Source organism: Parvimonas sp. D2 (genome assembly GCF_035282635.1).
Classification (GTDB): Bacteria; Bacillota; Clostridia; order Tissierellales; family Peptoniphilaceae; genus Parvimonas.
Window position 1 is genome coordinate 76,730 of record NZ_JAYKBO010000001.1, and the last position, 21,501, is coordinate 98,230.

Here is a 21,501-nt window from a genome sequence, read left to right on the forward strand (position 1 = left end):
AGTTATTTTAATGCAAGCAGTTATATTGGCAGCAGGCCTTGGAAGTAGACTAAAAAAATTAACAGAGAATAATACAAAGTCGATGGTAGAGGTAAATGGTATTTCCCTAATGGAGCGAATGCTTAGAATATTAGATGATAAATCACTTTCAAATATTATTGTGGTTACTGGATATAAAAGTGAATTTTTTATTGATTATATAAAGTCATTAAATGTTAAAACTAAACTAACTTTTATTAATAATGATATTTATGATAAAACAAACAATATTTATTCAATGTTTCTTGCTAAAAATGAAATGATTAATGAAGATAGTATTTTACTTGAATCTGATTTGATTTTTGATGATAAAATGATTACAGAAATCTTAGAAGATAAACGAAAAAATTTAGCTTTGGTTTCAAAATATGAACGTTGGATGGATGGAACTTGTTTAAAGATAAATGAGGATGAGGAAATATTAGATTTTATTCCTGGAAAAGATTTTAATTTTAAAGATGCAAATAATTATTTCAAAACTATAAATATTTATAAATTTTCTAAAGAATTTTCAAAAAATATTTATTTTCCTTTTTTAGAAGCATATATGAGTGCTAATGGAAAAAATGATTATTACGAAGCGGTTTTAAAGACAATAATTGATTTAGGTAAAAATCATATATATGCAAAAGTGATATCAGAAGATATTAAATGGTATGAAATTGATGATGAACAAGATTTAGATATTGCTTCTTCAATATTTTCAACAGGAGATGAAAAACTTGAAAAATATCAAATAAGATATGGTGGTTATTGGAGATATCCTAAATTACTGGACTTTTGTTATTTAGTAAATCCATATTTTCCACCTAAAAAAATGATAGATGAATTAAAATATAATTTTAAAGTGCTTCTTGAACAATATCCTTCAGGACTTAATGTCAATTCGAGTCTTGTGGCTAAAATTTTTGATATAAAGAAAGAAAATATTGTTGTTGGAAATGGAGCTGCTGAACTTATAAAATCAGTCATCGAAAAAATTGATGGAAATATTGGTTTTATAAGGCCTACCTTCGAGGAATACCCTAATAGACATAATAGCAAAAAATCAATAGTATTTGTTCCAAAAAATGATAATTTTTCATATACTGCTAAAGACATAATTGAATTTTATTTTGACAAAGATATAGAAGCATTGGTTTTAATAAACCCCGATAATCCTACCGGGAATTATATTTGTAAGAAAGATGTTTTTACTCTAATTGATTGGGCAAAGGATAAAAAAATTAAATTTATCTTAGACGAGAGTTTTGTTGATTTTGCAGAAGAAGAAAATTCTACATTTTTAGATGATAGGTTATTAAGTTTATATGATGATTTTATTGTTGTAAAAAGTATTTCAAAATCTTATGGAGTTCCGGGTATTCGACTTGGGATTGTTGCAACTTCAAATTCACATTTAATTTCTATGGTTAAAAAAGATGTTTCAATTTGGAATATAAATTCATTTGGAGAATATTATCTTCAAATATATGATAAATATAAAAAAGTTTATGCTAATGCATTAACTGAAATAAAAAATGCTAGAAAGATTTTTTTAAATGAATTAAACAAAATTGAAGAATTTAGAGTTATACCATCTCAAGCCAATTATTTTACTATTGAATTGAAAAAGGGAAATTCTAAAGAGTTATGTTCTAAAATGCTTGAAAAATATAATATATTTATAAAAGATTTAACTTCAAAAATTAATTTAGAAAATAGAGAATTTATTAGAGTAGCAGTCAGAAATACTGAGGATAATGAGTATTTTATTGCAGCGATTAAAGATTATTATAAATTTTGTTGATAATAATATAAAACTAAAATAGTTTTAAAAACAGTAAATTTTATGTTTACTGTTTTTTTATTGTGACACAACAAGGTCCCCAGTTACCCAGCCAATTTGAAACATCATGGAGAAGTGGGTTCTTTTTTATAAATGATGGTATATGTTTTTTAAAATTTTCATAAAAAATTATTTTAAATACGGTTATAATGCAAAATATTTGTATAAAATGTGTAAATATGATATACTAAATTGAATTAATATTGGAGGTAATTATGAAAATAATAGTTGATTTATTAGGATCAGACAAAGGAGCTGAAACTATTTTTAATGGAGTAATCGAAACAAGTAAATTCCTTAAAGATTTATCTTTTATAGTTATTGGACCAAAAAAAATAATAGAAAAAATAAATATTGATAATGATTTAAAAAATAGATTAGAAATAATCGATACTGAAGAATATATTCTAAATACTGAAGAACCAACTTTTGCAGTAAGAAGAAAGAAAGATGCTTCTATAGTTTTAGGAATGAAATTATTAGATAATGGGGAAGCTGACGGATTAATTTCTTTCGGAAGTACTGGAGCTGTGCTTGTTTCAGGACTTCTTATTGCAAAAAGAATGGAAAATGTAGAAAGACCTGCACTAACAATAACTTTACCAACAAATAAAGGAAAAATGATTTTACTAGATATTGGTGCTAATATCGAGTGTACTGTTGAAATATTAAAGCAATTTGCAATAATGGGGAATATCTATGCTAAAGAAACATTAAATAAACAAATCCCAAAAGTTGCATTATTAAACATAGGCAGTGAAAACGGAAAAGGTACAAAAATTTTAAAAGAGACATATTCTGTTTTAGAAAAAGAGGACATGAACTTTGTTGGTAATATCGAATCTAGAGATATTTTTAATGGCGAAGTTGATGTAGTAGTATGTGATGGATTTCATGGAAATGTTTTGCTTAAGACTATTGAAGGTTCTGTAAAGTTTATACTTACTAATATGAAAAAAGCATTAATGTCATCTTTTTTAGGGAAAATTGGTGGTATGTTAATAAAGTCACCAATGATAAAATTAAAGAAAACTTTAGATTATAAAGAGTATGGTGCTTGTCCTATGTTAGGATTAAAAAGGGTTGTATTTAAAGGGCATGGTAGTAGTGATGAAAAAGCAGTTGTTTCTGGTATAACTTCAATGGTTGATTATATAAATAAAGACGTAAATAAAAAAATTGAAGCAAAAATTGAGAAAGGAGATTAGTAATGGTTTTCGAAAAGATAAAAGAATTTTTACAAAATGCGTTTAAAGGTAAGGAAATAAATTTAGATACTAAATTTAGAGAGGATTTACAAGCGGATTCTATAAAAATATTAAGTGTAATTATGGATATTGAAGATGAATATAATCTGGAATTAGATGAGGATACAATTCGTTCAATTGTTACTGTAAGAGACTTAGTAGAATATATTGAGAATAATATATAAGAGGTAATTATATGATTACTAAAGAAAGAGAAGAATTGTTATCCGAATTGATGGAAAATATTGGTTATAAATTTAAGGATTTAGATTTACTTAACTTAGCATTTGTTCATAGATCATACTTAAATGAATGCAAAGATGTTACTGTTTCTAATGAAAGATTAGAATTTTTAGGGGATGTTATTTTAGGTTTTGTGGTAAGTGTTGAATTATATAGCCAATTTCCAAATTCAGATGAAGGTTATTTAACTAAAATAAGAAGTAAAGTTGTTTGTGAAGAATCTTTTTCATATGCGGCAAGGACTTTTAATTTAGGTAAATATCTTTTATTAGGAAAAGGTGAAGACCATTTCGGTGGAAGAGATAGAAATAGTATATTAGCTGATACTTTTGAAGCCCTTTTTGGAGCTTTATACCTTGATGGTGGTATGGATGTTGTTATTGAAATAGCTAATAAATATTTTTTTGACACTGTAGTTTATAAAATTAATAAAAATATTTTTATAAAAGACTATAAAAGCTATCTGCAAGAATATTTTCATAAGAATGCTTCAACAAAAATCAATTATACACTAGTAGCAGAACGTGGTCCAGATCATGACAAAGAATTTGATATGTGTGTAAATGTTGATGATATTGTTAAGGGATATGGTACTGGAAAAAATAAAAAACAAGCTGAACAACAAGCAGCCAGAGATGCATTAATAAAAACTGGAGCTATTAGTGAATAAGTGTAATATAATTCCAATTTTTGTTCCACATATGGGATGTCCTCATGACTGTATATTTTGTAATCAAAGAAAGATAACAAATTTTGTTGATGTTCTTGATGAAGTTGATATACGTAAAAATATAGAAAACTATATTTCATATTTTAAGAATAAAAATATTCCTATTGAAATTGCATTTTATGGAGGCAGTTTTACAGGATTAGATAAGAATTTAATGATTAGATACCTTGAAATAGCAAAATATTATATTGATATAGACTTTGTAAATTCTATAAGAATATCAACAAGGCCAGATTATATTAGTAAGGAAATTCTTGATATTTTAATTAAATACAAGGTTCATACAATTGAATTAGGTGTCCAATCTATGACTCAGAGTACTTTGGATTTAAATAACAGAGGTCATAATGTAGAATGTGTTTATGAGTCATCATCTCTTATAAAAAAATATAATATCAAATTAGGATTACAAATGATGGTTGGACTCTATGGAGATGCCATAGATACAGTAGTAAACACTGCTTTTGAAATATGTAAAATAAGCCCAGATTTTGTTAGAGTGTATCCTACACTTACTATAAAAGATACAGAATTGGAAAGACTTTATTATTCTAAAGAATATATACCAATGAGTCTTGAAGATTCTATTTGTTTGTGTAAATATATTTATGTTATTTTTAAATATTACAATATTCCTATTATAAGACTTGGATTACAGAGTAGTGATAACATTTCTGAAGATGTAGATATAGTTGCTGGACCATATCATCCTGCATTTAGAGAACTTGTTGAAAGTTCTGTTTATAGAGATTTTATAGAGTATTATATGTGTTTTTTTGATATTAAAGATGATATTACTATTGAATGTAACAATTCAGAAGTTTCAAAAATTGTTGGAAATAAAAGATCAAATTTAAAATATTTTAAAGAAAAATATAATATTAATATAAAAATAAAAACTCTTACATTTGAGGAAAATATTTTAAAATTTAATGAAAATATAGTTTATATGAATGATTTTATAGATTATTATTTTAATAAGAATATTTTAAGGAGAATTAATGAGACTTAAGAGCATTGAAATAAATGGTTTTAAATCATTTGCTGATAAGATAAAATTAGATTTTGAGACTAATATAACAGCGATAATTGGACCAAATGGGAGCGGAAAAAGTAATGTTGCCGATGCTGTTAGATGGGTTTTAGGAGAACAAAGCGCTAAGACCTTAAGAGGTAGCAAAATGGAAGATGTTATTTTTTCCGGAACAGATACCAAAATTAAAAAAAATTATTCAACTGTTAGTATAACTTTTGATAATTCAGATAATGTAATACCTATCGATTTTAAAGAAGTAACTATTTCAAGAAAATTATATAGAACTGGTGAAAGTGATTATTTTATAAACAAATCCAATGTAAGATTGAAAGAGGTTAGAGAATTATTTTTAGATACTGGTATAGGAAGAGAAGGTTATTCAATAATCGGTCAAGGTAGAATTGAAGAAATTATAAATGGAAAGTCAGAGGATAGAAGAGCCATTTTTGAAGAAGCTTCAGGTATTTCAAAAATTAAATACCAAAAAAACGAATCACAAAAGAAGTTATTCAAAGCTAAAGATAATTTAACAAGATTAAGAGATATAATTATTCAAAATGAAAATAGATATGGCTTTTTAAAAGGACAATCTACTAAGGCTAAAAAAGGTATTGCTCTATTAGAGAACATTGAAAAAGCTGAATTTTCTATTTCATATAAAGATTATAACAATTTAAACAGTAATTTTAATAAATTTTCAGAAAATTTAGAAATCAATAAAGAAGAATTACTTGATATAAATAAAGAATTTGAAAATGTAAAATTAAAAATTTCACCATTAAAAGAGGAACTCAATAATATAACTAATGTTATTGAAAAAGACTCTACTGAATTGGATAGAATAAATAACAAAAAAAATGATATTACTAATAAAAAAAATGTTTTAATTGAAAGAAATAAGTTTATAAGATTAAATAATGAACAATCCTTAAAATTAAAACAGGAGTATATCGATAATTTAGAAAAAATTAATCTTGAAATATCAGAACAGGAAAAAAGAATTTCTGAAAAAAATTCGATTTTAAAAAACTATATCGATGACAAAAATAAGGTAAAGAACGAATTATCAAAAAGCAAAGAACTTTTGAGTTCTAAAGTTCAAATTCAAGATAAATTATTCCTAGAAAAAGAGGAACTTGAAAATAAAATCAGCGATTTAGAAACTGAAAAAAGAGCTAATGAAATTATAACTGATAGCATAAAAAAGAAAATTGAAGAAAATACTGAAGAAGTAACTAAATTAAATATTGAAAAAGAAAATATAGAAAAAAAATTATCTGAGAATAACTCGCTTTTAGAATCAAATAATCAAAAAGTACAAAATATTGATTTAACTATTTTTGAAAAGAGACAACTTATATCAGAATTAGAAAAAGAACTTATTTCTTTAAATAATCAGGTTTCTAATATTAATAATGAGATAAATTATAAGAATAAAGAAATTATTATGTTAAAAAATTATATTAGAAATTATGAAGGATATGGTAAATCAGTTCAAGATTTATTTAAACTTTGCGATAGAGAAACTGAGTTAAAGTCGATGATTTGTGGGACCTTGGGAGAACTTATTTCTGTTGAAGAGAAGTATAAAAAAGCAATTGATACTGTTTTATCTTCAAATTTACAGGGCATTGTTGTTCATAATGATTTAGAAGCTAAAAAAATAATTGAGAAAATTAAAGCTAATAAAATTGGAAGACTTAATTTTTTTCCAATTTCAAAAATATTATTAAAAAAAGAACGCAGTAATATTATAGATTCTGATATATTATCTTTTGCTAATGATGTAATAACATGTGATAATGATTATAGAAATATAGTCGATTATTTCTTAGCGAATACTGTAATATGTGAAAATATGGATATCGCAATAAAATTATCTAACAAGTTTAAAAATAAATTTAGAATAGTTACGCTAGATGGTGATGTTATAAATAGTTGGGGTTCCATCTCCGGAGGATATAAATCTAGTAAAAATTCTTTTTCTATAATTGGTAGGAAACAGCAGTTAGCAAAAACTTTATCAGATATTGAAAATTTAGAAACTAACTTAAAGAATAATATAAATAGAGTTTCTGAAGTAAAAACTGATTTACAGTCAAATAAAGAAAAATTAGATAATCTGAAAAGTGAAAAAGAAGATGTAAAATTAAAAATTGATTCTTTGCAAAAGCTTATCTATTTAAATGAATTTGATATAAGAAAAATTTCTGAAAAAATTGACGAGATAGATAATTACAAAGAAAATCATCAAGGTTTTACTTCTGATAAAGAAAAGGAGTTAATTCTTTATAAGGAAAAAAGTATTCTTATAGATGATGAAATTAATAAATACAATTTAGAAATAAATAAATTGAAGAATCTTGTTTTAGAAATGGAAAAAAATGAAATAATTATTATAAATAATTTAGATTCAATTGAAAGAGATATAAATATTTTAGATAATTCAAAAAATATTTTGTTAGAAAATAAGAATTCTAATGAGAGTAAACTTAAGCTAAAGGAATCAGAGTTAATAGAATCCGAGTTACAACTAAAGAATAATTTATCCGAAATAGAATTGATAGAACAACTTAATGTAGAATTTAATTTAAAGACTGATGAATTAACTAATTCCATTAGTACAAATACTCATTTGAGGAAAAAGCTCATATTAGATAATGAAGAAATTTCAAAAAGATATTCTGAATTAAGTGAAAAATCTTTAACTTTAGAAAAAGAAATTGAGAAAAATGAACTTAGGATATCAAATTTAAAAGAACAATTTTCAAATTTAATCAATAGACTTTGCGATGAGTATTCTTTAACTTTGGAAGATTGCGAAAGAAAAATGGAATTATATAAGAATGAGCATTTTACTAAAGAAGAATTAAAAAGACTAAAAGAAGATTTAAGAGAATTAGGTTCTTTTAGTTATGATTCCATAGAAGAGTTTGAAAAGGTAAAAAATGAACTTGAATTTCAAAAAAATCAAGAGATAGATTTACAAAATTCTATAGAAGATATAAATAAAATTATATTGAAATTAGAAAATACTATGAAAAAGACTTTTATTAATGAATTCAAAACTATTAATGAGAATTTTTCAAATATTTTTAAAATTTTATTTAACGGTGGAGAAGCTAAACTTGAACTTGACAGTGAAGACATTTTAAATTGTGGAATAGATATTATAGCTAAACCCGTAGGAAAGAAGATGCAAACTTTGTCATTAATGTCTGGAGGAGAAAAATCACTAACAGCAGTAGCGCTTTTATTTGCGATTTTTGAAACAAGACCATCTCCGTTCTGTATTTTAGATGAAGTTGATGCTGCATTAGATGATTCTAATATATTAAGATATGTTGAGTATTTGAAGAATTATTTAACGGAAACACAATTTATAATGATAACTCATAGAAAACCTACTATGGAAATGGCAGATATGATTTATGGTGTAACTATGGAACAAAAGGGAGTTAGTAAAATAGTTTCTATGACTTTTAATAAGGAGAATGAATAATATGTTTAATTTTTTTGGAAAGAAAAAAGAAGAAAATGAAGCCGAAGAAGTTGTTGAAAAAAAACAGAATTTTTTTGAAAGATTAAAAAAAGGTTTAACAAACACAAGAAATAATTTATCAAGCAAGATAGATAACTTATTATCTATGTCAAAAAAAATTGATGAAGAATTATTTGAAGAATTAGAATATATTTTAGTATCTGCTGACATTGGCGCAAATGTTACAATAGAACTAATAGATGATTTAAAAGAAATTGTTAAAAAAGAAAAAATTACTGAACCGTCTTTAATCAAAGACAAATTAATTGAGCTTATGAACTCAAAGTTAGCTTCAAAAGAATTAAATCACAATTTTAATATTATAGATGGTGTACCAACTATTATATTAGTTGTTGGAGTAAATGGTGTCGGAAAAACAACTTCTATAGGAAAATTAGCAAGTAAATTCAAGTCAAAAGGTAAGAATGTAATGCTTGTTGCTGCAGATACTTTTAGGGCAGCAGCAACTGAACAACTTACTGAATGGGCTAATAGATCAGGTGTTCCAATAATTTCAAATGAAGAAGGAGCTGATCCAGCATCTGTTGTATATGATGGAATTCAAAGTGCAAAGAGTAAAAATATAGATGTTCTAATTTGTGACACTGCTGGAAGACTTCATAATAAGAAAAATTTAATGAATGAGTTGAATAAGATTGCCAGGGTAATAGATAGAGAATATCCTGAAGCGAATAAGGAAACAACACTTGTCCTTGATGCAACAACTGGACAAAATGCTATTATTCAAGCTAAAGAATTTAGGGAAACAGCAAATATAGATGGTGTAATTTTAACAAAATTAGATGGAACTGCTAAAGGTGGTGTTGTTTTCACAATTCAACTTGAAATGGAAATTCCGGTTAAACAAATAGGAATTGGAGAACAAATAGATGATTTACAAGATTACAATGATGAAGATTTTGTAAATGCAATATTTAATTAATAAAAATTAGCGTTGTAAAAATACGCTAATTTTTTTTTAAAAATTTTTTAATAAAAGTATTGACAAATATGTATATAATGGTATAATATAAAGGTCAAGAAAAAAACTTGACCCATTTAAGAGGTGATTATGGAAAAAATAGTTGAGATAGCTGTTCTGTTTGATTATTATGGCAAACTTCTTAGCGAGAAGCAATATAAAGTTGTTGATCAATATTGTAATGAAGATTTGTCTCTTAGAGAAATTGCTGAATTAAATGGAATTTCTAAACAAGGTATATCAGATATTTTAAGTAGAGCAGAAAAAAAATTAAGATTTTATGAAGATGAATTAAAATTAATTTCTAAATTTGAAAAAATAAATAGTAGTCTAAGGGAAATTAGTTTATTAATTGAAAAATCAAAAATAGAAGATTCTTCTTTACAGAGTATTCTTGATATTATTCAAAAGAAAAATAATGAAATTATAGAAAATGATTTATAGGAAGTGACAGGAATGATATTTGAGAATTTATCCGAAAAACTTCAAGGAGCATTAAATAAATTAAGAGGTAAGGGAAAATTATCTGAAAAAGATGTAGACCTTGCAATGAGAGAAGTTAAACTTGCACTTTTAGAATCTGATGTAAATTTCAAAGTTGTTAAACAGTTTATAAATAATGTGAAAGAAAGAGCAATTGGTAAAGAAGTTATGGAGAGTTTAACTCCTGCACAACAAGTTATCAAAATTGTAAATGAAGAACTTACTGCTCTTATGGGGAAAAAAGAAGAGAAAATTCAAATTGACTCTAATCCTCCGACTGTTATTATGCTTTGTGGTTTGCAAGGTGCAGGTAAAACTACGCATGCTGGAAAACTTGCGAGATACTTTATAAAACAAAATAAAAGACCTCTACTAGTAGCATGTGATGTTTATAGACCAGCAGCAATAAAGCAATTGCAAGTTGTTGGTAAATCAGTTGATGTTCCAGTATTTACTATTGACAATTGTAAAGATGTTACTAAAATAGCAAATGAATCAATTAAATTTGCAAATTCCAATTCAAAAGATATAGTTATTTTAGACACTGCTGGTAGACTACACATAGATGATGTACTTATGGAAGAATTAAAATCTATTAAATCATCAGTTAGTCCAATAGAAATTTTATTAGTAGTAGATTCTATGACAGGACAAGATGCTGTAAATGTTGCTGAAAGTTTTAATAATGAATTAGACATTACCGGAGTGATAATGACTAAATTAGACGGAGACGCGAGAGGGGGAGCTGCTTTATCTATTAAGGCTATCACAGGAAAACCCATTAAATTTATTGGTGTAGGTGAAAAGCTTGATGATTTAGAGCAATTTTATCCTGATAGAATGGCATCTAGAATTTTAGGAATGGGAGATATTTTATCTGTAATAGATAAAGTTCAGAAGCAATTTGATTTGAAGCAGACAAAAGAACTTGAAGAAAAAATTAGAAAGCAAAGTTTTACATTGGATGATTTTTTAAGTCAAATGCAACAGGTTAGAAATATGGGACCGTTACAAGATTTACTTTCTATGATGCCCGGGGTGAACTCTAAAATGCTAAAAGATGTTAACATTGATGAAAAAGAGCTTGATAAAATTGAAGCAATGATTTTATCAATGACAAAAAAAGAAAGAGAAAATCCGGATATTATTGATAATTCTAGAAAGCAAAGAATTGTAAAAGGTTCAGGAACTAGTATTACAAATCTTAATAAATTGCTTAAGCAATTTAAAGATAGTAAAAAAATGATGAAAAAAATGCAAGACATGACTAAAGGAGCTAAGAAAAAAGGCAAATTCGGTTTACCTTTTTTTAAATAAATTTTAAGGAGGACAATATGGCAGTTAAGATTAGATTAAAGAGAATGGGTTCAAAGAAAAAACCATTTTATAGAATAGTTGTTGCCGATTCAAGAGCACCAAGAGATGGTAAATTTATCGAGGAAATTGGATATTACAATCCATTAACAGAATCAAAAGAAATTAAAGTTGATGCTGAAAAGGTAAATGCTTGGATTAAAAATGGTGCAAAACCAACTGATACGGTAAATAGATTATTTAAAAATAATAACATATATTCTGAAAATAAATAAGGACTGTATATATGAAAGAATTAGTTGAATTTATTGTGAAATCTCTAGTTGATAATCCTGAAAAATTAGTTATAACTACTGAGGAAGAAGGAGAAGTATTAAAGATTTTTATTAAGGCAGATGAAAATGATATTGGAAAAATTATAGGCAAGCAAGGTAAAATTGCTAAAGCTATAAGGACAATTGTTAGATCTGCTGCAATGAAATTAGGTAAAAAGGTAATAATAGAAATAAATTAGTATTATGGAATTTATTGAAGTTGCAAAAATTATAAATGTTCATGGAATAAAAGGTACTGTAAAAATTTATTCATTAACTTCCAATACTGATAGATTTAATGCGGGTTGTATATTTTATATTGATAAAAAAATACCTGTTACTATTAAATCCGTCAGAGAGTTGAGTTCTGATCTTGCTTTGTTAACTTTTAATGAGTATGACAATATAAATCAAGTGTTAGAATTTAAAAATAAAGGACTTTTCATTGAAGAAAGTAATTTATTAGAACTTCCTGAAGATGAATATTATATATATAAACTGATAGGAGTTGATGTATATGATCAAGATAATAAATTTATTGGAAAAATAAAAAATGTTTTGACAACATTGGCTAATGATGTTTATGATATTGATTATAATGGAAAAGATGTATATATACCTGCAGTAAAAGAGTTTATAAAATATGTTGATATTGAAAAATCTATAATGAAAGTAAGTATAATAGATGGTATGTTAGATGATTAAGATTACAATTTTAACTTTATTTCCAGATTTTATCGATTCAATAAGAAGTTATGGTGTCTTGGGTAAAGCCATTGAAAAAGGCGTTATTGAACTTGAAATTTTGAATATTAGAGATTTTTCTAAAGACAAGCATAATAAAGTTGATGATGAAATATATGGTGGTGGAGCAGGTATGTTGATGACAGTGCAACCTGTTTTTGATGCTATAAAATTTAGTAAAAAGGATAATTCTAAAGTTGTTTTTCTATCTCCGCAGGGAGAAGTTTTAACACAAAATAAATGTAAAGAGTTATCTAAAAAAGAACATTTAATATTTCTATGTGGACATTATGAGGGTATTGATTCCAGAATTATAAATAATTTTGTAGATGAAGAAATTTCTGTAGGTGATTATGTTGTAACAGGAGGAGAAATTCCTGCTATGTTACTTATGGATGCTGTTTGTAGAATGGTTGATGGAGTATTAGGTAATTCAGAAAGTGCTTCTACGGATTCGCATTATAATAACTTGTTACAATATGACGTTTTTACAAGACCTAGAGATTTTAATGGAATTGAAGTTCCAGAAGTTTTACTTAGTGGAAATCATAAAGAAATTGAAAAATGGAGAGAAGAGTCTTCATTAGAAAATACAAAGAAAAAAAGACCTGACTTATATGAAAAGTACATTTTAAAAAAGAAATAGGATGTTCCTCTAGTTTATATAAAATAAATTAAGAACATTGATATTAGGAGGAATTATTATGGATATAATAAAACAAATTGAAAATGAACAATTAAGACAAGAAAAATTTGATTTTAATGTTGGTGATACAGTTGTTATCGGATATAAAATCAAAGAAGGAAATAGAGAAAGAGTTCAAGCTTTTGAAGGAACTGTAATTAAAAAACAAGGAAAGGGCTCAAGAGCAACTTTTACTGTAAGAAGAGTATTACAAGGAGTTGGTGTTGAAAGAACATTCCCAATTCATTCACCAAGAATTGAAAGTTTAAAAGTAATTAGACGTGGTAAAGTAAGACGTGCAAAATTATATTACTTAAGAGACAGAGTAGGTAAGGCTTCAAAAGTTAAAGAATTAAAGAAATATTAAAAATTAAGTACCTCGAGTTTTCGAGGTACTAATTTTATAGAAAAGAGGAAAATATGGATTTATTTAAAATGAATTACAATTTATTTTCTAAATTATCAAAACCATTGGCCGAAAGAATGAGACCAAAGGATTTATCTTTTTTTATTGGTCAAGATAATATAATAAAAAATAATTCTGTGCTAAAAAACATGATAAAAAATAATAGATTTTCGTCAATGATATTATATGGTCCACCAGGATCTGGGAAAACATCACTTGCAAATATTATTTCTAGTACTACTGATAATTATTTTGTAAAAATTTCTGCAGTTACATCTGGAACAAAGGAGATTAAAGAAATAATTGAACTTGCAAAAGATAATTTATCAATGTATAATAAAAGAACTATATTATTTATAGATGAGATACATAGATTCAATAAAATGCAACAAGATTATCTACTAGAATTCGTTGAAAATGGAGATATAATATTTATTGGAGCTACTACAGAAAATCCTGCTTATGAAGTAAATAATGCATTATTATCAAGAGTTATTGTTTTTGAATTACAAGCACTTAGTTTTGAACATTTAAAAGATATAATTGACAATGCTATTTTAAATGATGAAATTTTAAAGAATAAAAAAATAAACTATACAGAAGATGGCATAAGCTATTTAATAAAAATGTCAAATGGAGATGCAAGAACGGCATTAAATTATCTTGAATTAATTATTGACAATATTGAATCTGAAGATAAAGTTATATCTGAAAATAAAATCAAGAATATTCTTGACAAGGTAAAAGTATATTATGATAAAAATTCAGATAAACATTATAATTTCATTTCTGCTTTTATAAAATCTATGAGAATAGGTGATCCTGATGCTGTTGTTTATTATTTAGCGTCAATGTTAATTTCTGGTGAAGATATCAATTTTATTGCAAGAAGAATGATAATCTTTGCATCAGAAGATATTGGAAATGCAAATCCAAATGCACTGATTTTAGCAAATTCATGTGCGGAATCTGTAAAAAAAATAGGAATGCCTGAAGCAAGGATTATTTTATCACAATGTGCCATTTACCTTGCATGTAGTGAAAAAAGCAACTCATCATACTTAGCTATAAATAAGGCATTAAAATTTATTAAAGAAAATGGACTTGAAGAAGTTCCTATCTTTTTACAAACTTCAAGATCAATATCTAAAAAAAATGAGGAATATAAGTATCCTCACGACTATGAAAATATGGTCACAGGTCAAGAATATTTACCTGAAAAAATTAAAGATATAAAATTTTATAACCCAAAAAATATTGGATATGAAAAAAATTTTTTTGATAAATTAAAGGAGGAATAGAATGTTTTTACTAAAAGATATTTTTGCAAATGAAAAAAATTTTATTGACAAAGAAGTTGAAGTGGCAGGTTGGATAAAAAATAGTCGTTTTAATAATAATATTGGTTTTATAGAGCTTAATGATGGAACAACTTTCAGAAGTATTCAAATTGTAGTTGAATCAAAACTAGATAATTTTCAAACTATATCAAAATTACTATTACCTTCCGCAATTATAGTTAAAGGTAAAGTTGTTAAAAGTTTAGGTGGAAAACAAAATTTTGAAATTAATGCCTCTGAAATAGTAGTTGAAGGAGAGTCCACTGATAAGTATCCTCTTCAAAAGAAAAGACACACATTTGAATTTTTGAGAACAATCCAACATCTAAGACCAAGAGCAAATACATTTAATGCTGTTTTTAGAGTTAGATCAATTTTAAGCTATGCTCTACACAAATTCTTTTTCGAAAGAGGATTTGTTTATGCACACACACCAATTATAACTGCAAGTGATGCAGAAGGTGCTGGCGAAATGTTTAGAGTGACAAATTTAGATATAGACAATCTACCTAGAACAAATAATGGAGAAGTTGATTTCACTCAAGACTTTTTTTCTAAACCAACAAATTTAACTGTTAGTGGTCAATTAGAAGGTGAAGCATTTGCAATGGCATATAGAAATATCTATACATTTGGACCAACATTTAGAGCTGAAAATTCAAATACTACAAGACATGCTGCTGAATTTTGGATGATTGAACCAGAAATAGCTTTTGCTGATTTAAAAGATGTTATTAAATTATCAGAAGATATGGTTAAATATATTATTAAATTCGTTTTAGAAAATGCTCCTGATGAAATGAAGTTTTTTAATGATTTTATAGATAATGGATTACTCGAAAGATTAAATTCTGTTGTTAATTCAGAATTTAAGGTTATGACATATACTGAAGCAATAGAAATATTAAAATCATCCAAAGAAAATTTCAAATACCCGGTTGAATGGGGAGTTGATTTGAAAACAGAACATGAAAGATATATCTGTGAAAAAATCGTAAAGGGTCCTGTTTTTTTAACAGATTATCCAAAAGAAATAAAAGCATTCTATATGAGATTAAACGATGATAATAAAACTGTTGCAGCAACAGATATGTTAGTTCCAGGTATAGGAGAACTAATAGGAGGAAGTCAAAGAGAAGAAAGACTTGAAATATTAGAACAAAAAATGAAAGATTCAAATATGAATATTGATGATTATTCTTGGTATTTAGACTTAAGAAGATTTGGTGGAACAAAACATGGAGGTTATGGATTAGGATTTGAAAGAATGTTAATGTATTTAACAGGAATGCAAAATATAAGAGATGTATTACCATTCCCAAGAACAGTAGGATTATGTGAATTTTAATATTATAATTTTTAAAATGAGGTGCTCTTTGCATCTCATTTTTTTGTAATAATATGCAAGAAAATATTATACATTTATATAATATATTAAAATTATTTAATATATTATATCTTAATTAATTAAAAATAGATTTTTTTGTAATAATATGTTATAATTATAATGTATTTTTATTTCGTAATTGCAATAATTGAGGTGTATTATGTTAAAGAATAAAAAAGATATAATTTTAATTGTATGTATGTTTTTAGGATTAACTGTTCTTGGATTTACTTATAAATATTTTACATCTACTAACGAGAAAAAAGCTGTAGAAAATATTCACAATGAAAGCAAACTCCAAAATGAAGAAAACTCTTCAGAAAATAAAGATCAAAATTCAGAAATATATGTACATATTGATGGAGAAGTAAAAAATCCTGGTGTATATAAGATGAAAATAGGAGATAGAGTTAATGACGCAATTCAAGCAGCAGGTGGATTAACTGAAAATGCTGAAAAAAGTAAAATTAATTTGGCTACAAAACTTAAAGATGAAATGAAAATACATATTTTCAAAATTGGAGAAACTAATGGAAATTCACACAATGAATCTAGAGATGTTGATAATAGCTCCGTTGAAAATAATAGTAAATTAATTAATATTAATACTGCAAGTAAGGAAGAACTTTGTAAATTAACTGGAATAGGAGAGAATAAAGCTAAACTTATAATAGAGTATAGAGAAAAAAAGAAATTTACTAAAATTGAAGATATTACAAAAGTTTCGGGAATTGGAAAGAAAACTTTTGAAAAAATAAAAAATGATATAACAGTAGATTAGGAGAAAATAATGAAAGATACTAATTTAAAAGATATAAAATTAACTTCATATGCGAAAACTTCAGGATGAGCAGCTAAAGTTGGTCCAGATATTCTGGACGAGGTATTATCAGGATTGGATAACAGCACTTCAATAAGTGAAGATTTAATTGTAGGAATAGAAACTTCTGATGATGCAGCTGTTTATAAGATTAATAATGAACTAGCATTAATTGAGACTTTAGACTTTTTTACTCCTATAGTTGATGATCCGTATACTTTTGGCAAAATTGCCGCTGCTAATTCTCTTTCAGACGTTTATGCAATGGGTGGAGAACCAACTATGGCGATGAATATTGTATGTTTCCCAAATTGTTTACCTCCAAAGATTTTAACAGAAATATTAAAAGGTGGACTTAAAAAAATGCAAGAAGCTGAATGTTTACTAATTGGAGGACATACTGTTCAAGATGATGAACCGAAATATGGGTTAAGTGTTTCAGGTTTTGTTCATCCTAATAAAGTTTGGAAAAATTCCTCTGCTAGAATTGGTGATATTTTAATTTTAACAAAGCCATTAGGGCTCGGAATAATAAATACTGCTATAAAAGGTGGAGTTGCAACTGAAGAAGAAATTGCAGATGCAGTTCATACTATGGAAACTCTTAACAAATACGCAAAAAGATCGATAGAAAATTATACAATTAATTCTTGTACGGATATTACAGGATTTGGATTAATGGGCCATTGTTATGAAATGGCTAAAGGATCAGATACTACTTTTGTACTTGATAGTTCTAACTTACCTATTTTAAAGGGTGCAATAGATTATGCTAATATTGGACTTATTCCTAAAGGTTGCTACGATAATAAAAAATTTGTTGGAAATAACTATATGATGGAAAAAGAAATAGATGAATCTCTTTTAAATGTAATGTTTAATCCTGAAACATCAGGTGGACTTCTAATTACAGTTCCTGAAAACGAAGTAGTAGATATTCTAAATAATTTAAGAGGTATTCCAACAAAATTTGCTGTTGTTGGTAAAGTTGTAGAAAAAAAAGAAAAATATTTAATAATAAAATAATAATATAATTAAGTAATTTTAAAGTGGAGAAGACTATGAATTTATACAAAATGATACCTAAAGTTGATCAAATATTAGATAATGATGTAATAAAAGATTTATTAGATAAAAATTCAAAAAATTTAGTTATGGAATCAATTCATGAAGAACTAGATAATATTCGAAATAATATTTCTAATGGATATGATAAAAATATTATATCAAATAAGATTGAAAATCTAATTGATAACATTAAAGATAATTTAATGAACAAAAAAACATTCAGTTTAAGAAATGTTGTTAATGCATCAGGAGTTGTTATTCATACTAATTTAGGAAGATCTGTTTTAAATAATGAAATTTTTGAAAATATTAAAAAAGTTTCAATCGGATATTCTAATCTTGAATATAATTTAGAAAAAGGAGAACGTGGATCGAGATATTCTCATTTAAGTGAAATTATAAAAAAAATTACCGGGGCAGAAGACTGTATGGTTGTAAATAATAATGCTGCGGCAGTTATGTTGATTCTATCTACAATAGCAAAAGGAAAGAATGTAATTACAAGTAGAAGTGAGCTTGTTGAAATTGGTGGATCATTTAGAATTCCTGATGTTTGTAGAGAAAGTGGAGCAGAACTAAAAGAAATAGGGACAACCAATAAAACGCATCTTAAAGATTATGAAAATGCCATTGATGAAAATACAGCAGCACTGTTTAAAGTTCATCAAAGTAATTTTAAAATTTTAGGATTTACTGAAGCTGTGTCTTCATTTGAATTAAATAGCTTAAAAGAAAAATATAATATTCCTATTATTGAAGACTTAGGTTCTGGAGTTCTTATAGATTTATCTAAATATGGGTTATCTCATGAACCGACTGTCCAAGAATGTATTAAAAATGGTGTTGATATTGTAAGTTTCAGTGGAGATAAATTGCTTGGTGGGGTTCAAGCAGGTATTATTGTTGGTAAAAAAGAATATATTGAAAAAATGAAAAAAAATCAATTAACTAGAGCTTTAAGAGTTGATAAATTTACTTTGTCAGCATTAGAAGCTGTATTTTCATATTATATTGACGAAGAATTAGCTATTTCAAAGATACCAACATTAAATATGTTAACTATAAAAATTGAGAAACTGTACGATAAAGCCCAAAAACTTATCGAATATTTGGGAGAAAATAACGAATTTTCTTATGAAATTATAGATATCGATTCAGAAGTTGGTGCAGGTTCACTTCCAACTCAAAAATTACCATCTAAGGCTATAAAAGTAATTTCAAAATCATTTACAGAAAATGAATTAGAAGAAAAGTTAAGAAGTAATAAAATTCCAATAATTACAAGAATTTATAAAGGAAATTTAATTTTTGATGTGAGAACAATTTTTGAAAATGAATTTTGTATAATTAAAGATGCATTAAATTCGTTAATAGGAGAATAATATGGATAATAAGAAAAATATTATCGTAGGAACAGCTGGACATATAGATCATGGTAAAACAACTTTAATAAGAGCATTAACCGGGAGAAATACAGATAGATTAAAAGAAGAACAAAAAAGAGGTATATCTATTGAATTAGGATTTACTCATTTTGATTTAAATGATGAACTTAGAGTAGGAATTATTGACGTTCCTGGTCATGAAAAGTTTATAAAAAATATGTTATCCGGCGTTTGTGGAATGGATATGATAATTTTAGTTGTAGCTGCTGATGAAGGAATCATGGCTCAAACTAAGGAACATTTAGATATTCTAAATTTAATAGGTATAAAAAATGGAATTATTGCTTTAACAAAATGCGATTTAGTTGATAAAGATTGGATTGAACTTGTTAAATTAGATATAGCTGATGAAGTTTCTGGAACATTTTTAGAAGATGCTAAAATAATAGAAGTATCATCAACTGAAAAAATTGGAATTGATAAACTAAAAGATGAAATAATTAGAATTGTAGATACTTTACCTGAAAAAGATTTAAATTCAAATCCAAGATTATATGTTGATAGATCATTCTCAATAACGGGATTTGGGACTGTTGTTACAGGAACATTAATATCAGGAACACTGAATCTTGATGATGAAATTCTAATTTATCCTTCAAACAAAATAACAAAGGTTAGAAATTTACAAGTACATGACAATAATGTTAATTCGGCTTATTCTGGTCAACGTGTTGCTGTAAATCTTGCAAATATCAAAAAAGAAGATGTGCCAAAGGGTTCAGTACTGGTTCCTAATAACACTTTTACTGAGAGTAGTATTATAGATGTAAAATTAAAGACAATTAATTTACCTTTTGAAATTACTAATAGAACAAGATTTCATTTATATTTAGGTTCCAGTGAAGTTTTATGTAGAGCAATCTTATTAGAAAATGACGTGTTAGAATCAAATAAAGAATATATAGTTCAATTAAGATTGGAAGAACCTATCATTAGTAAAAGAAATGATAGATTTATATTAAGATTATTTTCACCACTATATACTATTGGTGGAGGATATATTATTGATCCAAACGCTACTAAGAAAAAAAGATTTAATAGTTATGATATAGAAAAAATTAAAAATCTTGATAATTGTAATTTCAAAGAATATATATATAATTACATAGATAGATTTAGTGAAAAATTCTATATAGAAAAAAATTATTACAATTTTTTATCAGATTCATCTAAAAATATTTCGAAGTTGATTGACGAATTAATTGAAGAAAATAGAGTTGTTTCATTTGGAAATAATTCTGATAGACTAATTTTATCAGATAGATTTATTAAAAAGTTAATTAAAAATATAACTAAATTTATAGAGAATTTTCAAGAAAAATATCCTAAGAGAATTGGAGTTTCAAAAGAAACTATTAAATCAAAATTTTTTGATTCTTTAAGTGGAAAAACAAAAAATGAATTTATGAATTACTTAATTTCTGATAAATTCAAAGTTTTAGATGAATATGTTTCTACTTTTGATTTTAATGTTTCACTAGATGATACAGATTTTAAAAATCTTCAAATGATAAAAAATACATTTAATTCAAATAAATTTTTAATTATAAATTTTGAAGATTTTAATTTAGATATGAACATTGAACATTTTAAGGAACTTATTTTGTATTTGATAAGTAATAAAGAGGTTATAAAATTGGATTCAGGTTATATGCTCAGAGAAAATTATGATTTAGCTGTAAATATGATTAGAGAATTTATAATAAGAAATGGAACTATTTCTGTCTCAGATGCGAGAGATTTATTAAATTCTAATAGAAAATCCACTATGGAATTACTTGAATTTTTAGATAAAGAAAAGATAACTTTAAGAAAAGATAATGAAAGAATATTGGTGAAATAGGAGAAG

Annotated in this window: 20 protein-coding genes; all 20 read left to right on the top strand. The window is 25.9% G+C overall.

The features are described 5' to 3' along the window. Positions 1-10 precede the first annotated feature (10 nt). The 20 genes from VJI77_RS00335 (at position 11) to selB (ending at position 21,495) form a co-directional block, all read left to right on the top strand. Positions 11-1,828, top strand: a complete 1,818-nt coding sequence (locus VJI77_RS00335; RefSeq protein ID WP_323987855.1) for an aminotransferase class I/II-fold pyridoxal phosphate-dependent enzyme — start codon at positions 11-13, stop codon at positions 1,826-1,828. 254 nt (positions 1,829-2,082) lie between these two features. Continuing rightward, on the top strand, positions 2,083-3,075 hold the full coding sequence (plsX, locus tag VJI77_RS00340; RefSeq protein ID WP_323987856.1) for a phosphate acyltransferase PlsX: 993 nt from the start codon (positions 2,083-2,085) through the stop codon (positions 3,073-3,075). A gap of 2 nt (positions 3,076-3,077) precedes the next feature. Further along, positions 3,078-3,299: an acyl carrier protein gene (locus tag VJI77_RS00345; RefSeq protein WP_009372380.1), complete on the top strand. Its 222-nt coding sequence runs from the start codon at positions 3,078-3,080 to the stop codon at positions 3,297-3,299. A gap of 11 nt (positions 3,300-3,310) precedes the next feature. Next, a complete protein-coding gene (gene rnc, locus VJI77_RS00350; protein WP_009354264.1) occupies positions 3,311-4,027 on the top strand; it encodes a ribonuclease III in 717 nt (238 codons plus the stop codon). Further along, entirely contained in the window at positions 4,020-5,099 is a 1,080-nt protein-coding gene (locus tag VJI77_RS00355; protein WP_323987857.1) for an elongator complex protein 3, read from the top strand. The genes rnc and VJI77_RS00355 overlap by 8 nt, the downstream gene beginning before the upstream one ends. Next, the gene (smc, locus tag VJI77_RS00360; protein WP_323987858.1) at positions 5,089-8,625 is read left to right on the top strand and encodes a chromosome segregation protein SMC; all 3,537 of its coding nucleotides are present in this window, start codon (positions 5,089-5,091) and stop codon (positions 8,623-8,625) included. The genes VJI77_RS00355 and smc overlap by 11 nt, the downstream gene beginning before the upstream one ends. A 1-nt stretch (position 8,626) precedes the next feature. Continuing rightward, positions 8,627-9,607: a signal recognition particle-docking protein FtsY gene (gene ftsY, locus VJI77_RS00365; RefSeq protein ID WP_323987859.1), complete on the top strand. Its 981-nt coding sequence runs from the start codon at positions 8,627-8,629 to the stop codon at positions 9,605-9,607. Positions 9,608-9,736: 129 nt separating this feature from the next. Beyond that, complete coding sequence (gene ylxM, locus VJI77_RS00370; RefSeq protein ID WP_009372500.1) at positions 9,737-10,090, top strand: YlxM family DNA-binding protein; 354 nt, start codon at positions 9,737-9,739, stop codon at positions 10,088-10,090. A gap of 12 nt (positions 10,091-10,102) precedes the next feature. Then, complete coding sequence (gene ffh / locus VJI77_RS00375) at positions 10,103-11,446, top strand: signal recognition particle protein (protein ID WP_323987860.1); 1,344 nt, start codon at positions 10,103-10,105, stop codon at positions 11,444-11,446. 17 nt (positions 11,447-11,463) lie between these two features. Then, the gene (gene rpsP, locus VJI77_RS00380) at positions 11,464-11,718 is read left to right on the top strand and encodes a 30S ribosomal protein S16 (RefSeq protein ID WP_004833375.1); all 255 of its coding nucleotides are present in this window, start codon (positions 11,464-11,466) and stop codon (positions 11,716-11,718) included. 11 nt (positions 11,719-11,729) lie between these two features. Further along, positions 11,730-11,957, top strand: a complete 228-nt coding sequence (locus VJI77_RS00385; RefSeq protein WP_009372714.1) for a KH domain-containing protein — start codon at positions 11,730-11,732, stop codon at positions 11,955-11,957. A gap of 4 nt (positions 11,958-11,961) precedes the next feature. Beyond that, positions 11,962-12,462: a ribosome maturation factor RimM gene (rimM, locus tag VJI77_RS00390; RefSeq protein ID WP_323987861.1), complete on the top strand. Its 501-nt coding sequence runs from the start codon at positions 11,962-11,964 to the stop codon at positions 12,460-12,462. After that, positions 12,455-13,147, top strand: coding sequence for a tRNA (guanosine(37)-N1)-methyltransferase TrmD (gene trmD, locus VJI77_RS00395; RefSeq protein WP_041953910.1), 693 nt, complete (start codon positions 12,455-12,457; stop codon positions 13,145-13,147). The genes rimM and trmD overlap by 8 nt, the downstream gene beginning before the upstream one ends. A 58-nt stretch (positions 13,148-13,205) precedes the next feature. Continuing rightward, on the top strand, positions 13,206-13,553 hold the full coding sequence (gene rplS, locus VJI77_RS00400; protein WP_004833379.1) for a 50S ribosomal protein L19: 348 nt from the start codon (positions 13,206-13,208) through the stop codon (positions 13,551-13,553). A 53-nt stretch (positions 13,554-13,606) separates the two neighbouring features. Beyond that, positions 13,607-14,893, top strand: a complete 1,287-nt coding sequence (locus VJI77_RS00405) for a replication-associated recombination protein A (protein WP_323987862.1) — start codon at positions 13,607-13,609, stop codon at positions 14,891-14,893. 1 nt (position 14,894) lies between these two features. Further along, complete coding sequence (gene asnS, locus VJI77_RS00410) at positions 14,895-16,280, top strand: asparagine--tRNA ligase (protein ID WP_004833381.1); 1,386 nt, start codon at positions 14,895-14,897, stop codon at positions 16,278-16,280. Between the two features lie 199 nt (positions 16,281-16,479). After that, positions 16,480-17,100, top strand: coding sequence for a helix-hairpin-helix domain-containing protein (locus VJI77_RS00415; RefSeq protein ID WP_323987863.1), 621 nt, complete (start codon positions 16,480-16,482; stop codon positions 17,098-17,100). Positions 17,101-17,109: 9 nt separating this feature from the next. Continuing rightward, positions 17,110-18,165 carry a selenide, water dikinase SelD gene (gene selD, locus VJI77_RS00420; RefSeq protein ID WP_323987864.1) on the top strand — a complete coding sequence of 352 codons (1,056 nt, stop codon included), beginning with the start codon at positions 17,110-17,112 and terminating at the stop codon, positions 18,163-18,165. A 35-nt stretch (positions 18,166-18,200) separates the two neighbouring features. After that, positions 18,201-19,589 carry an L-seryl-tRNA(Sec) selenium transferase gene (selA, locus tag VJI77_RS00425; protein ID WP_323987865.1) on the top strand — a complete coding sequence of 463 codons (1,389 nt, stop codon included), beginning with the start codon at positions 18,201-18,203 and terminating at the stop codon, positions 19,587-19,589. Position 19,590: 1 nt separating this feature from the next. After that, the gene (gene selB / locus VJI77_RS00430; RefSeq protein WP_323987866.1) at positions 19,591-21,495 is read left to right on the top strand and encodes a selenocysteine-specific translation elongation factor; all 1,905 of its coding nucleotides are present in this window, start codon (positions 19,591-19,593) and stop codon (positions 21,493-21,495) included. Positions 21,496-21,501: the final 6 nt, after the last annotated feature.